The sequence below is a fragment of the Pseudomonas sp. PDM28 genome, assembly GCF_019219115.1.
Classification (GTDB): Bacteria; Pseudomonadota; Gammaproteobacteria; order Pseudomonadales; family Pseudomonadaceae; genus Aquipseudomonas; species Aquipseudomonas laurylsulfatiphila.
Genome location: NZ_JAHUWG010000009.1, coordinates 78,102 through 90,061 on the forward strand (window position 1 = coordinate 78,102; position 11,960 = coordinate 90,061).

At 58.2% G+C, this 11,960-nt stretch carries 11 protein-coding genes, 4 tRNA genes and 1 pseudogene; 13 read left to right on the top strand and 3 right to left on the bottom strand.

Annotated features, from left to right (window positions below; all coding sequences use genetic code 11):
• Positions 1 to 84 precede the first annotated feature (84 nt).
• On the top strand, positions 85 to 783 hold the full coding sequence (gene pyrF / locus KW841_RS20710; protein ID WP_218479571.1) for an orotidine-5'-phosphate decarboxylase: 699 nt from the start codon (positions 85 to 87) through the stop codon (positions 781 to 783).
• A 139-nt stretch (positions 784 to 922) separates the two neighbouring features.
• Here the strand turns inward: pyrF and KW841_RS20715 are convergent, their stop codons facing one another.
• Positions 923 to 1,927, bottom strand: coding sequence for an NADP-dependent oxidoreductase (locus KW841_RS20715; protein WP_007974579.1), 1,005 nt, complete (start codon positions 1,925 to 1,927; stop codon positions 923 to 925).
• Between the two features lie 236 nt (positions 1,928 to 2,163).
• Here KW841_RS20715 and KW841_RS20720 point away from each other — a divergent pair, with 236 nt between their 5' ends.
• From KW841_RS20720 to KW841_RS30130, 4 genes and pseudogenes are all read left to right on the top strand, one after another.
• Positions 2,164 to 2,925 (top strand): SDR family oxidoreductase, encoded by a 762-nt coding sequence (locus KW841_RS20720; protein WP_218479572.1) that lies wholly within the window; start codon positions 2,164 to 2,166, stop codon positions 2,923 to 2,925.
• Positions 2,926 to 3,183: 258 nt separating this feature from the next.
• On the top strand, positions 3,184 to 4,569 hold the full coding sequence (locus KW841_RS20725; RefSeq protein ID WP_218479573.1) for a PLP-dependent aminotransferase family protein: 1,386 nt from the start codon (positions 3,184 to 3,186) through the stop codon (positions 4,567 to 4,569).
• A 147-nt stretch (positions 4,570 to 4,716) separates the two neighbouring features.
• Positions 4,717 to 5,784, top strand: a pseudogene (locus KW841_RS30125) (HAMP domain-containing protein); the annotation flags it as partial.
• A complete protein-coding gene (locus tag KW841_RS30130; RefSeq protein WP_371319526.1) occupies positions 5,779 to 6,642 on the top strand; it encodes a methyl-accepting chemotaxis protein in 864 nt (287 codons plus the stop codon). The pseudogene KW841_RS30125 and the gene KW841_RS30130, both read left to right, overlap by 6 nt.
• Before the next feature lie 59 nt (positions 6,643 to 6,701).
• Here KW841_RS30130 and KW841_RS20735 read toward each other — a convergent pair whose 3' ends face one another.
• Positions 6,702 to 7,460, bottom strand: coding sequence for a hypothetical protein (locus KW841_RS20735; protein WP_172435305.1), 759 nt, complete (start codon positions 7,458 to 7,460; stop codon positions 6,702 to 6,704).
• A gap of 383 nt (positions 7,461 to 7,843) precedes the next feature.
• On the opposite strand from KW841_RS20735, the gene KW841_RS20740 reads away from it, so the two are divergent.
• From KW841_RS20740 to KW841_RS20755, 4 genes are all read left to right on the top strand, one after another.
• Positions 7,844 to 7,919, top strand: a tRNA-Glu gene (locus KW841_RS20740).
• 2 nt (positions 7,920 to 7,921) lie between these two features.
• Positions 7,922 to 7,997, top strand: a tRNA-Gly gene (locus KW841_RS20745).
• A gap of 104 nt (positions 7,998 to 8,101) precedes the next feature.
• Positions 8,102 to 8,177, top strand: a tRNA-Glu gene (locus tag KW841_RS20750).
• Positions 8,178 to 8,180: 3 nt separating this feature from the next.
• Positions 8,181 to 8,256 (top strand) — tRNA-Gly (locus KW841_RS20755).
• Positions 8,257 to 8,314: 58 nt separating this feature from the next.
• Here the strand turns inward: KW841_RS20755 and KW841_RS20760 are convergent.
• Positions 8,315 to 9,184, bottom strand: coding sequence for a DNA-binding response regulator (locus KW841_RS20760; protein WP_218479575.1), 870 nt, complete (start codon positions 9,182 to 9,184; stop codon positions 8,315 to 8,317).
• A gap of 407 nt (positions 9,185 to 9,591) precedes the next feature.
• On the opposite strand from KW841_RS20760, the gene KW841_RS20765 reads away from it, so the two are divergent.
• The 4 genes from KW841_RS20765 to KW841_RS20780 all read left to right on the top strand — a co-directional run bounded on the left by KW841_RS20765 (position 9,592) and on the right by KW841_RS20780 (position 11,954).
• A complete protein-coding gene (locus KW841_RS20765) occupies positions 9,592 to 9,783 on the top strand; it encodes a Flp family type IVb pilin (RefSeq protein WP_218479576.1) in 192 nt (63 codons plus the stop codon).
• 90 nt (positions 9,784 to 9,873) lie between these two features.
• Positions 9,874 to 10,065, top strand: coding sequence for a Flp family type IVb pilin (locus KW841_RS20770; protein WP_218479577.1), 192 nt, complete (start codon positions 9,874 to 9,876; stop codon positions 10,063 to 10,065).
• 27 nt (positions 10,066 to 10,092) lie between these two features.
• Positions 10,093 to 10,623, top strand: coding sequence for a prepilin peptidase (locus KW841_RS20775; RefSeq protein ID WP_218479578.1), 531 nt, complete (start codon positions 10,093 to 10,095; stop codon positions 10,621 to 10,623).
• Positions 10,624 to 10,625: 2 nt separating this feature from the next.
• Positions 10,626 to 11,954: an AAA family ATPase gene (locus tag KW841_RS20780; RefSeq protein WP_218479579.1), complete on the top strand. Its 1,329-nt coding sequence runs from the start codon at positions 10,626 to 10,628 to the stop codon at positions 11,952 to 11,954.
• Positions 11,955 to 11,960 lie beyond the last annotated feature (6 nt).

The window sequence follows — 11,960 nt, forward strand, 5'->3', positions numbered from 1 at the left end:
CGATTTACCGATCATCGGATCCCGCACCGGCGCTGGTTTTCCGCTACAATGCGCGCCGATTTCGACTTGCCTGAGAGCCCACTCATGTCCGCCTGCCAGACTCCCATCATCGTCGCCCTGGATTTCCCTACCCGTGACGCCGCACTGAAGCTGGCCGATCAGTTGGACCCGAAGCTGTGCCGGGTCAAAGTCGGTAAGGAACTCTTCACCAGCTGCGCCTCGGAAATCGTCGGCACCCTGCGCGACAAGGGTTTCGAAGTATTCCTGGATCTCAAGTTCCACGACATCCCGAACACCACCGCGATGGCCGTCAAGGCCGCTGCGGAAATGGGCGTGTGGATGGTCAACGTGCATTGCTCCGGCGGCCTGCGCATGATGGCCGCGTGCCGTGAAGTGCTGGATCAACGCAGCGGTCCCAAACCACTGCTGATCGGCGTGACCGTGTTGACCAGCATGGAGCGTGAAGATCTGGCGGGTATCGGTCTGGACATCGAGCCGCAAGAGCAGGTTCTGCGCCTGGCCGCCCTGGCGGAAAAAGCCGGGATGGACGGCCTGGTGTGCTCGGCCCTGGAAGCTCAGGCGCTGAAATCGGCACATCCCTCGCTGCAACTGGTGACCCCGGGGATTCGTCCGGCGGGCAGTGCCCAGGACGATCAGCGTCGTATCCTGACGCCACGTCAGGCACTGGATGCCGGTTCCGATTATCTGGTGATCGGCCGTCCGATCAGCCAGGCGGTGGATCCGGCGAAGGCGTTGGCTTCGGTTGTGGCTGAACTGGCTTAACCCGACACCGAAAATCAAAATGTGGGAGCGGGCTTGCTCGCGAATGCGGTGGATCAGTCAATAGATATGTCGGCTGACACACCGTATTCGCGAGCAAGCCCGCTCCCACAGTGGTTCTTGGGTTAGTTCAAATATCGGGTCAAATCTTCAGCACCAGCTTCCCGAAATTCTCGCCGTTGAACAATTTCATCAGCGTCTCCGGGAACGTCTCCAGCCCTTCGACGATGTCTTCCTTGCTCTTGAGCTGCCCCTTGGCCATCCAGCCGGCCATTTCCTGGGCGGCGCTGGCGTATTGGGCGGCGTAGTCCATCACCACAAAACCTTCCATGCGTGCGCGGTTGACCAGCAGCGACAGGTAATTGGCCGGCCCCTTGACCGCTTCCTTGTTGTTGTACTGGCTGATGGCACCGCAAATCACCACCCGCGCCTTCATGTTCAGGCGGCTCAACACCGCGTCGAGAATGTCGCCACCCACATTATCGAAATACACGTCGACACCTTTCGGGCACTCCCGCTTGAGGCCGGCGAGGACGTCTTCGCTCTTGTAGTCGATAGCACCGTCGAAACCCAGTTCATCGATCAGGAACTTGCACTTGTCCGCGCCGCCGGCGATGCCAACCACCCGGCAGCCTTTGATCTTGGCGATCTGCCCGGCAATGCTGCCCACGGCGCCCGCCGCACCCGAGAGCACCACGGTGTCACCGGCCTTCGGCGCGCCGACGTCGAGCAGGGCGAAGTACGCCGTCATCCCGGTCATGCCCAGTGCTGACAGGTAACGTGGCAGCGGTGCCAGTTTCGGATCGACCTTGTAGAAGCCTCGCGGCTCACCCAGGAAAAAGTCCTGCACACCGAGGGCGCCGTTAACGTAGTCCCCAACTGCGAAGCCCGGATTGTTCGACGCGATGACTTTGCCTACACCCAAGGCGCGCATGACTTCGCCGAGCCCGACCGGCGGGATGTAGGACTTGCCCTCGTTCATCCAGCCGCGCATGGCCGGGTCCAGGGACAGGTATTGGTTTTCGACCAGGATCTGGCCCGCCGCCGGCTCGCCGACCGGTACTTCCTGGTAGGTGAATGTTTCGCGGGTCGCCGCGCCAACCGGACGTTTGGCGAGCAGGAATTGGCGATTGGTCTGGGAGGTCATGACAGGCACTCAAGATGAATGAAGCTTTGTTGATAGCCGGTCAGTGCCGATGCCGCAAGTTCGGCTGATGCGGCGAATGCAGGTTGATCCAGTGCAGTGATAGTTGGTACGGCATTTCCATCACTGCAACTCATGGGCGCCCAACCGGAGTCCTGATAGTGCTGCCGCGTTCAGCACCTCCATGGCTAGACTGGTCCAGCGCGATTCCCCGCTTAATTCTCTTCGAGGACATAACAATGAGCATGACGTTTTCCGGCCAGGTGGTGGTGGTGACAGGCGGGGCAGCCGGTATTGGCCGCGCGACCGCCCAGGCATTTGCCGCCGAGGGCCTTAAGGTCGTAGTGGCCGATATGGACACGGCGGGCGGCGAGGGCACGGTGGCGCAGATTCGTGCGGCCGGGGGCGAGGCGACCTTCGTGCGCTGCAACGTCACCCTGGAAAACGATGTGAAAAATCTGATGGAGGAGGTGATCAATACTTACGGTCGCCTCGACTATGCCTTCAACAATGCCGGTATCGAAATCGAGAAAGGCAAACTGGCCGACGGTTCGCTCGACGAGTTCGACGCGATCATGGGCGTCAACGTCAAAGGCGTCTGGCTGTGCATGAAGTACCAGTTGCCGCTGCTGCTGGCGCAAGGGGGCGGCGCGATCGTCAATACGGCTTCGGTGGCGGGCCTGGGGGCAGCGCCGAAAATGAGCATCTACGCGGCCTCGAAGCATGCGGTTATCGGCCTGACCAAATCGGCGGCCATTGAGTACGCCAAGAAAAAGATCCGGGTCAATGCCGTGTGCCCGGCGGTGATCGACACCGACATGTTCCGTCGCGCTTATGAAGCCGACCCGAAAAAAGCCGAGTTCGCCAACGCCATGCACCCGGTCGGTCGCATCGGCAAGGTCGAGGAAATCGCCAGCGCGGTGCTGTATCTGTGCAGCGATGGCGCGGCGTTCACCACGGGGCACTCATTGGCCGTGGACGGTGGCGTTACCGCGTTTTAAAACGACGCACCGATACCGAATACACGCGGAACCTGTGGGAGCGGGGGCTTGCTCGCGAAGAGGGCGTGTCAGTCGAAATTGATATCGGCTGACACACCGCTTTCGCGAGCAGGCTCGCTCCCACAGTGTTTTGGTTCCGGGCCGGGCAATGTGTTTCAAATAATTAGATCGAATGGTTTTGGCGGTGTTGTCGCACATGCCTTCGAACCCTCCTGTGATTAACTGCTTCCTGCAAAATCAACAGGAGTTTGCTTGCTCATGGAGTTGAGAATCGACCGACAGGCGCTGGTGCCCGTCGTACAGCAAATTGTTGACGCGCTGACCTGCTGGCTTCATTCCAGCGGGGTATCGCCCGGTACGCGCCTGCCTTCGGTGCGACAGATCGCACGTATCAATTTGCTCAGTCAGTCAAGTGTCGCTCAGGCCTGTGAACGCCTGGTGACGCAGGGGATGCTGGTGTCAGGTCATGGGGCTGGCTATACAGTCGCCGACCCGGCATTGGTCACGAACGCAAGGCATGAGCCTGCGTGGTTTGAGGGGGCCGAACCCGAGTACGGGCCGTGGTCGGGTGAGTTGAGGCTGGGCTGTGGCGGGCTGCCTGAAAGCTGGCGCGAGACCGACGATCTGATCTACGCGATCCGGCAAGTCAGTCGTACCGATACGGCCAGTCTGTTCAACTACAGCACGCCGCTGGGTTTGCCAGCCTTGCGGCAACAGATACTCAAGCGCCTCAGGCAGCTGGACATCCCGGTACAGGACAACCGGATCATGACCACCGCGGGTGCCAGTCAGGGGCTCGACCTGATTGTGCGGACGCTGTTCAAGGCCGGTGATTGTGTGGTCGTGGAGAGTCCCGGTTATCCGCAGCTGTTCGATCTGCTCAGGCTGCACGGCATCCACATGGTCGAGGTGCCGCGAACACCGCGCGGGCCGGACGTGGACGTGCTCGAATCGGTGCTGGCCAAGCACCGGCCTCAAGGGCTGCTCATCAATAGCTTCTTTCACAACCCGACCGGCAGCAACCTTTCACCCGGGGTGGCGCGTCGCGTGCTGCAACTGGCTAGGACCTTTGGCGTGCAGGTGATCGAGGACGACGTTTTTGCGGATTTGCGCAGCGGTTGCGGTACGCGACTGGCTGCGCTGGACGACAACGTGATCTACGTGGGCAGCTATTCCAAAACCCTCAGCAGTTCCTTGCGGGTCGGTTTCGTGGTGGCCGATTGCGCAGTCATTACGCGTCTGGCCGAGGTCAAGATGATTTCTGGCATGGGCGCCTCTCGATTTTGCGAGTCGGTGCTGGCGTGCCTGTTGGTTAACGGTGCCTACGGCAAATTGGTGCAACGTCAGCGCCAACGCTTGAGTAACGACCGGTTGGCTGTGTTGCAAATGCTTGAGGATGCCGAATGGGAAGTCTTCGGCAAACCGGCGGGAGGCCTGTTTATCTGGGCGCGATCACGAATGTCCGACTACGATCAGGTGCAGGCCCGGGCACGGCGTCTGGGTGTGGTGTTGTCATCGAAGCGCGCCTTCAACGCCTCGGGTGGGGCCAGTGACTGGCAGCGTATCAATGTGGCCTATGCCTGCGACCCGCGGGCCCGTGCGTTCTTTCAGGCCACTGCTCGGGATCGACCTCAAGCGTTCTGAAAGCGACGTTGGCGTAGCTTTTTGCCATTATTCCGGCGCCAGAGCCTTGTGTTGCCACTGGCCCGTTGCGAATCTGCGTCTACAGACTTTGGCAGGGGACTAAGTGCAATGAATTCGGCCGTGCAAGGACGTTTTGCCAACCTCGGTATGGCGAAAAAACTGGGTGTCGGGTTTGTCCTGGTGCTGTTGTTGACTGCGCTGGTGGCGGGCATTGGCGTGTGGTCCCTGCAAACCATCAGCCAGCGCTTCGATGGGCTCAAGCAGATGTCATCGCTCAACAGCGGTTTGCTCAAGGTGCGGCTGCTGGAGCAGGAATACGCCTTGCACGGCAATCCGAAAACCGTCGATGCCCTGCACGAGGGCGTCGATGGCTTGCTCGCTCTGGCCGGCCAACTCAAGGCCGCGTCTGCCGCCAATGTGCCGGTGATGAATGATGTCGAACAGTCTTTGGGGGCCTATCGCAAGGCCTTCGACGAGTTTGTCTCGCTCACCCAGGCCAAGGACCTGGCGCTGGAAATGGCCAGTTGGTCGGTGTCCAGCGTGGCTAATAATCTTGATGTATTGCAATCGGGGCTCGCCGATGACGGCGCTTATACGCTGAAAGATTCCGAAGGCAAGGACGGTGCGCAATTCATCGAGCAGGCCGGTCAGGTCAGCCAGGTTTCACGCTTGATGCTGCAAGCCATGAATGAAGCGCGCGTGCGCCTGGATCAAAGTCGCAAAGGCGACGACAGCGCCGGGCAGGGCAAGATCGAACAGGCCAGCCAGGCACTGGCCCAGGCCGAGCAGCTCAAGACCGCGGTCAAGGACGAGGGTTACCAGACTGTCCTCAATGAGGTGACGGGTCATATCGCCGGTTTCAGTGACAAGCTCGCCGAGTACACCGGTCTGCTGGAACAGGAAAAAACCGTTTATCAACAGTTGCACCAACGCGCAGCCCAAGTGGTTGAACGGGTGGATCAGGCTTATGTCGCTGAAGACCAGGCGATGCAGGCCGAACTGAAAAAGAACTCGATGCTGATCCTTGGCTCCTCGGCTCTGGCGTTGCTGGTCGGGCTGGTTGCTGCGTGGTTCATCACCCGGTTGATCGTGGCGCCGCTGCGCAGTGTGATCCAGGTGGCGCAGCAGATTGCCTCAGGGGATTTGAGTGCGACCATTGACGTGACCCGCCGTGACGAAATTGGCCAGTTGATGCAGGCCATGCAACAAATGGGCGCGGGGCTCAGCCAAATCGTCAGCGGCTTGCAGTCGGGTATCGAGCAGTTGGCCACTTCCGCCCAATCGCTGTCGGCAGTGACGGAACAGACCAATCTCGAAGTCAGCACGCAGAAAGAGGAAACCGAACAGGTCGCCACTGCGATGAATCAGATGACGGCCACGGTGCATGACGTCGCGCGCAACGCAGAGGAAGCAGCCATGGCGGCGCAAACGGCTGACGGCAAGGTTGAAAGTGGTCAGCAGGTGGTGCGCCAGAGCATGGCGCGGATCGAGCAGTTGGCGGATTCGGCCAACTCGGCCAGTTCGAGCATTGAAAGCCTGAGTGCGGAAATCCAGAACATCGGCACGGTCTTGAGTGTAATCAAAAGCGTGGCAGAGCAGACCAACCTACTGGCGCTGAACGCGGCGATCGAGGCGGCCCGGGCGGGTGAGCAGGGCAGGGGCTTTGCGGTGGTCGCCGATGAAGTGCGCGCGCTGGCCAGGCGAACCCAGCAATCGACCGAGGAAATCGAACGCCTGGTCAGCGCTTTGCGCTCGGCGGCGCAGTCGTCGGTGCAGCAGATCCAGAGCAGTGGCGAGTTGGTGAAGCTGGCGGTCAGCGATGCCTTGCAGACCGAGAGCGCTTTGGGAAGTATTGCGGCGGCGGTATCGTTGATCCAGCAGATGAACCAGCAGATCGCAGCGGCGGCCGAGGAACAGAGCTCGGTGGCCGAAGAGATCAACCGCAGTGTCACCAGTATCCGCGCCAGTGCCGATCAATCATCGTTGGCGATGCAGGGCAATGCCGCCTCCAGCATCGAGTTGGCGCAACTGGGGGTTGAGCTGAAGGGGATGGTGGGGCATTTCAGGCTTTGAAATGATGATCGGCCAGGCCAAAAAAAGCCACCTTGCGGTGGCTTTTCTGTTTTCGCCGATCAGTCGTAGATCACTTTCTTTTTCCAGTCCGCGTCAGCTTCGACGTCTTTGAGGCCTTCGGTCAATTGGTTGACCTCGCCTTCGACCGGCGCAATTCGATCCATGACCTGGTCATTGGCGCGGGCCAGGAGTTTTTCCAGGTATTCCAGTTGCTCGGCGTAGACCTGTGGTTCCTGTTGCTTGCGCAGGTATTGCACGCCGCGCTCGAATGCCAGGCGAGCCTGCCCCGGCTGGTTCTGTTGCAGGGAGTGCTGGCCGAGGTTGTTGAAGAACTCGATGTGCAGCAGCACCAGAATGTGGCGCACCTCACGAATCCAGCGCTTGGCTTCGTTAGGGGGCAGGAAGCCGTCCTGTGCCGCGCGGGTGATTTGTCCGTGCAGGGCTTCGAGCAGGAAACGCACATCCTTGGCCTTGGCTTCGGTCTGGATCGGTGCCGGCGGATTGTTGACCGGGATCGATTCACCCTGGCCGACAAGGGCCTCCAGTTCGGCGATCCGTGCCTTGAGGTTGGCACTGGATTTTTCCAGGTTGAGCAGGCGCTGGCAGACGTTCAGTTCCAGGCGGGCCAACAACAGTTTGAGTGCCGGGGTCATCAACTGGCCGGGGAAAGTCTCGGTGATTTCTCCGCAGCGACGCAGGCGATCATTGAGTTCAATCTTGGTACGGGCCTTTTCCAGCTTGTTGTTTTCCACCACATGGTTCATGTAGCCAATGGCGATCAACAGTGCGATCCCGGCTACAACTAGCAGGGTGATCATGAGTGGCGTCACCGGTAAGACCTCTTTTTAGGGTACGCATGCGAGTCTAGTGGCTTGGCATTTGAGCGCCTAGGCCCGTATGACGGGATGGATCGGACATGCCTGCGCCTATATCGGCCGCAGCCTCGCTTCTATAAATGGTGGCACGCGATATACAGATTGCCATCACTGGAGGACTATAACGTCTTGGCGGGTGCCAGAATATAGGCGTCAAACACCGGGCAGCGGAAAAACCGCAATGGCGTCCAAAAGCAGGGCGAAGTCATTGATTTAAATAAATTTATATCAGGGGGTTGACGACCTCTCAATCCATCCATAGAATGCGCGCCACTTGCAGCGTAAAGCACACAGCGAAACGAAGCAGGGAGTGAATGTTGTAGTGTGTCCCCTTCGTCTAGTGGCCTAGGACACCGCCCTTTCACGGCGGTAACAGGGGTTCGAGTCCCCTAGGGGACGCCAATGCGGGAATAGCTCAGTTGGTAGAGCACGACCTTGCCAAGGTCGGGGTCGCGAGTTCGAGTCTCGTTTCCCGCTCCAATTTTAAACAGCGTTGCTTTCGGGCAGGGCTGAGTGAAACCAGAACCAAGTCTTCGGATACGGATCTGGGCACCGAAACACACACCATGTGTTCCGGGTAGCGTGTCCCCTTCGTCTAGTGGCCTAGGACACCGCCCTTTCACGGCGGTAACAGGGGTTCGAGTCCCCTAGGGGACGCCATTTGCGGGAATAGCTCAGTTGGTAGAGCACGACCTTGCCAAGGTCGGGGTCGCGAGTTCGAGTCTCGTTTCCCGCTCCATATTTAACGAAAACGCCGCTCATTGAGCGGCGTTTTTGTTTGCGCGTAAAAAACCGGATCAACTGCTGAGGCTCTGTACCAGGCTTTCGAGCGCGTCAGTGGTTTCTTCATCCTGCACCCGTTGCACAGCTGCAGTTGCTCTGAGTTGGCGTGCCAGGCGGTATTCGCTGGGCGTGCAGTTTGCGAACTGCTTGAAGGCACGAGCGAAGTAGGACGGATCCTTGAAGCCGGCCTCATAGCCGATGCTGGTAATCGGCATCTGGCTGTTGTCGAGCAGTTCTTTGGCGAAGTTCATGCGCTTGTCCAGGATGTAATCCGTGAAGCCAAGTCCATTGGCTTCCTTGAACAGGCGGCTGAAGCGAAATGTCGTCATGCCGCAGCGCTGCGCCAGGTCCCTCTGATCGATGCTGTCTCGAAAGTGCTGTTCGATGTACAGCATGACGCTGTTCAGTGCCTGGTGTTTTTGGTGGCCTGAGGTCAGCCGGATGCTGTCTGGCAGGGTCGGGGAGTGTTCGATCTGCGAAGACTTGTTCTGGCCGTTGGCATTTCGGCGCAGCTCGCAGAGCTGCAGCACCGCCGTCAGGTAACGCTTCTTCTCGGAGGTCGAGAACGGGAGCACCATGTATTCCCAGACGCTGGAGCGCATGGCCCATACCGCCAGTTCCTCCGAGTGCTGCACGGTGAACATGGTGATCGGGATGGTCGGGGTGGTGCGTTTGATCTCCAGTAATAGCTTCAAGCCTGGAGTATCGGGGCGATCAAAATGGATGCAGATCATGTCTGCCTGTTCCCTGATGGGCAACACGGAGTTTTTTGCCAGTTTGCAGTCGCAGGCATCCTCGAACTGCGCGACGAGTTCTTTCGTGGACCGATCATGAGTCAGATCGAACCATAGGAGCGATGGCCTTTTGGTCAAATTGGACGTCATGTCTCTACTCTGGTGGTTCTAGTGACTCTCATCGCCAGTATTGCCAATGTGCCATCAATCTTGCAGATTTAATCCTGATAGAAAATACGATCTTTAGTTCTTTTCGCTCTATGGGTTATCTGGACGGCAGCTCCGGGCGATTATTTGCTCGTGTGTCGTCGAAAAAGCCAGGTTTAACCGCCTGTCGCTTGTGAATCAATGGCAATTGCCTTTGCGTTTCAATGCTTTGTTTACCCCTCCCGTGACTGCTGCAAAGACCAATGCTCCGTATTGGTCGCCCCGCAAAAAAGTCCTAGCGATGTGCAAAATCTTCCTAACGCCCATGCCTTGCTCCTGACTAGGGTTGCACTCAGGCAGCGCAGAAAGTACTGCCTCAGAAAAAACAACATTCGAGTGAGGTGGGCAAAATGATCATGCAAACAATCAAGGCTTCGGTTCTGAAGTTCGTCAAAGACGAAGATGGCCTGACCATTGTGGAGTATGCGGTGGCGGGGGGGCTGATTACGGTCGCTGTTGCTGCAATGTTTTTAACTTTGGGCACCAACGTGAACACCAAGATCACTGCGCTGTGCACGGCGGTCAAAGGTTCTGGCTGCTGATGATTGCAGCTCACGGTGGCGGGGCGCTTCGCGCTGTCCCCGCCAATGTACTTTCTAAGCCGTATTGCCGCTGAAGTGAGGTACACAAAAATGACTCTGCACACAATCAGAACTTTGATAAGCAAGTTCGCCAAAGATGAAGATGGCCTGACCATTGTGGAGTACGCCGTTGCCGGTGGGTTAATTACGGTAGCTGTTGCCGCAATGTTTGTAACCTTGGGCGGCGAGGTGAACACTAAGATCACAGCGCTGTGCACTGCGGTTAAAGGTACTGGCTGTTAACGATAATCCCGTCAGGGGAGACGCGCCATGTCCATGGAATTGCTGGTGTCGACTGTTTTACTGCTTGGACTATTGGGCGTGGCGGTGGTGAGCGATCTGCTTCGCCACCGTATTCCCAACATGCTGGTCCTGTTGGGGCTTGCCTTGGGACTGGGGGCTCAAATGTATTCAGGTGGCATCAGCGGATTGGGTGACAGCCTGTTGGGTATTCTGATCTGTTTTGCGCTGTTTCTGCCCATGTACGCCTTCGGTGGCATGGCTGCCGGCGACGTCAAGTTGATGGCCATGGTCGGCAGTTTTCTACCATTTCATTTCGCGTTGTGGGCTGCAATGTTCAGTTTGATAGCCGGCGGCGTATGCGGTTTTTTGATAGTGCTGTATCGCGGTCAACTGTTTCAGACCCTGGGGCGTTATTGGTTGATTCTAAGGGCGCAGGCTTATCTGGCGCCAACTTCGGATGAAGTAGCCGGCAAGCCTTTTCCTTATTCGATTGCAATTTTGCTCGGCACGCTGGGCAGCATCTACTGGCAACTTGTTGCCAGTGGATTGGGAGTTTAGTCATGCACGTCATGGTTGATACTAATGCCTTCCCCAATGAGCGGGAAGCGGTGCAACGACTGGCTCCTCAGCCGTGCACAATCCGCGAAACAGGTCTGACCGACAGTTTTCTCGGTGAGTTGGTGTGCAAGCATCTGTTTGATGCAGGGGTGCTGGACATGTCGCGGCTGGTGGATCGCCTGGCGCTGACTGGCGCGGTACTTGAAGAGGTTCTGGCGTTTCTGCGCAAGGATGGTCGTGTCGAAGTGCTGGGCCAGATGAGTCAAACCGGCGGGCAGATGCTGCGTTACGGCCTGACCGAACGTGGGCGCAGTGCCGCCCGTGATGCCCTGTCGCGCAGTGGTTATATCGGAGCGGCACCCTTCCCGGTCAGTACCTACCGCTCCCTGATCAAGCTACAGACCATTCACCATGGTCGCATCAACGCCAACGATATGCGCAATGCCCTTGCTGGCGTAGTGCTCACGGAGGAGATGCTCGATCAGTTGGGTGTGGCAATGAACTCCGGGCGCGCAATCATGATTTATGGCCCCGCAGGTACCGGCAAGACCTATGTCAGTTCCCGGCTGATCCGACTGTTCGCCGAGGCCATCTGGGTCCCTCATGCCATCGTCATCAATGAGTCAGTGATCGAAATCTATGACCCGCAAGTTCATCAGCGGCTCGATGACAACGTTCAGCAAAACAGTCTGATGCTCAACGAAGGAATCGACCGTCGTCTGCTGTGCTGCAAACGCCCGATTGTCATCACCGGCGGTGAGTTGAGCATGGAGCAGCTGGACGTTCGATATGACCCCTTCACCCGTCAGTACCAGGCCGCCTTGCAGCTCAAGGCCAGCAATGGCCTGTTCATCATCGACGACATGGGACGCCAGCGCATGGCCCCTGCCGAACTGTTGAATCGCTGGATCGTCCCGATGGAGGAAAAGCGCGATTTCCTCAACCTGGGCGGTGGTCGGCATTGCGAGTTGCCGTTCGATCTGATTCTGGTGTTTTCCACCAACCTCAATCCCCTGGAACTGGCCGATGAGGCCTTCCTTCGCCGGATTGGCTACAAGCTGCAGTTCGGTTACCTGAAGCCCGAGCAGTACGAAAAGATCTGGCGTCAGGAAAGCGAGCGTCTGGGCGTTTCTTATGACCCGCTGCTGGTGCGTTATGTGCTGCAAAGGCTTTATGCAAGTGAAGGCATGCCCCTGGTGCCTTGCCATCCCCGCGATCTCCTGAACATGGCACTCGATCGCCAGCGTTATATAGGCGGTTCCGGACCACTGTCACCGAAAGAGTTGGAATGGGCCTGGCACAACTACTTCGTCCAGCTCGACTTTCTTTGATACGGA

Excerpts from the sequence above, each read along its gene's own strand:
- KW841_RS20770 (WP_218479577.1), top strand. The coding sequence starts at position 9,874 with ATGACTCTGCACACAATCAGAACTTTGATAAGCAAGTTCGCCAAAGAT.
- KW841_RS20720 (WP_218479572.1), top strand. The coding sequence starts at position 2,164 with ATGAGCATGACGTTTTCCGGCCAGGTGGTGGTGGTGACAGGCGGGGCA.
- KW841_RS20760 (WP_218479575.1), bottom strand. The coding sequence starts at position 9,184 with ATGACGTCCAATTTGACCAAAAGGCCATCGCTCCTATGGTTCGATCTG.
- pyrF (WP_218479571.1), top strand. The coding sequence starts at position 85 with ATGTCCGCCTGCCAGACTCCCATCATCGTCGCCCTGGATTTCCCTACC.
- KW841_RS30130 (WP_371319526.1), top strand. The coding sequence starts at position 5,779 with ATGGGCGCGGGGCTCAGCCAAATCGTCAGCGGCTTGCAGTCGGGTATC.
- KW841_RS20725 (WP_218479573.1), top strand. The coding sequence starts at position 3,184 with ATGGAGTTGAGAATCGACCGACAGGCGCTGGTGCCCGTCGTACAGCAA.
- KW841_RS20715 (WP_007974579.1), bottom strand. The coding sequence starts at position 1,927 with ATGACCTCCCAGACCAATCGCCAATTCCTGCTCGCCAAACGTCCGGTT.
- KW841_RS20780 (WP_218479579.1), top strand. The coding sequence starts at position 10,626 with ATGCACGTCATGGTTGATACTAATGCCTTCCCCAATGAGCGGGAAGCG.
- KW841_RS20765 (WP_218479576.1), top strand. The coding sequence starts at position 9,592 with ATGATCATGCAAACAATCAAGGCTTCGGTTCTGAAGTTCGTCAAAGAC.
- KW841_RS20735 (WP_172435305.1), bottom strand. The coding sequence starts at position 7,460 with ATGATCACCCTGCTAGTTGTAGCCGGGATCGCACTGTTGATCGCCATT.
- KW841_RS20775 (WP_218479578.1), top strand. The coding sequence starts at position 10,093 with ATGTCCATGGAATTGCTGGTGTCGACTGTTTTACTGCTTGGACTATTG.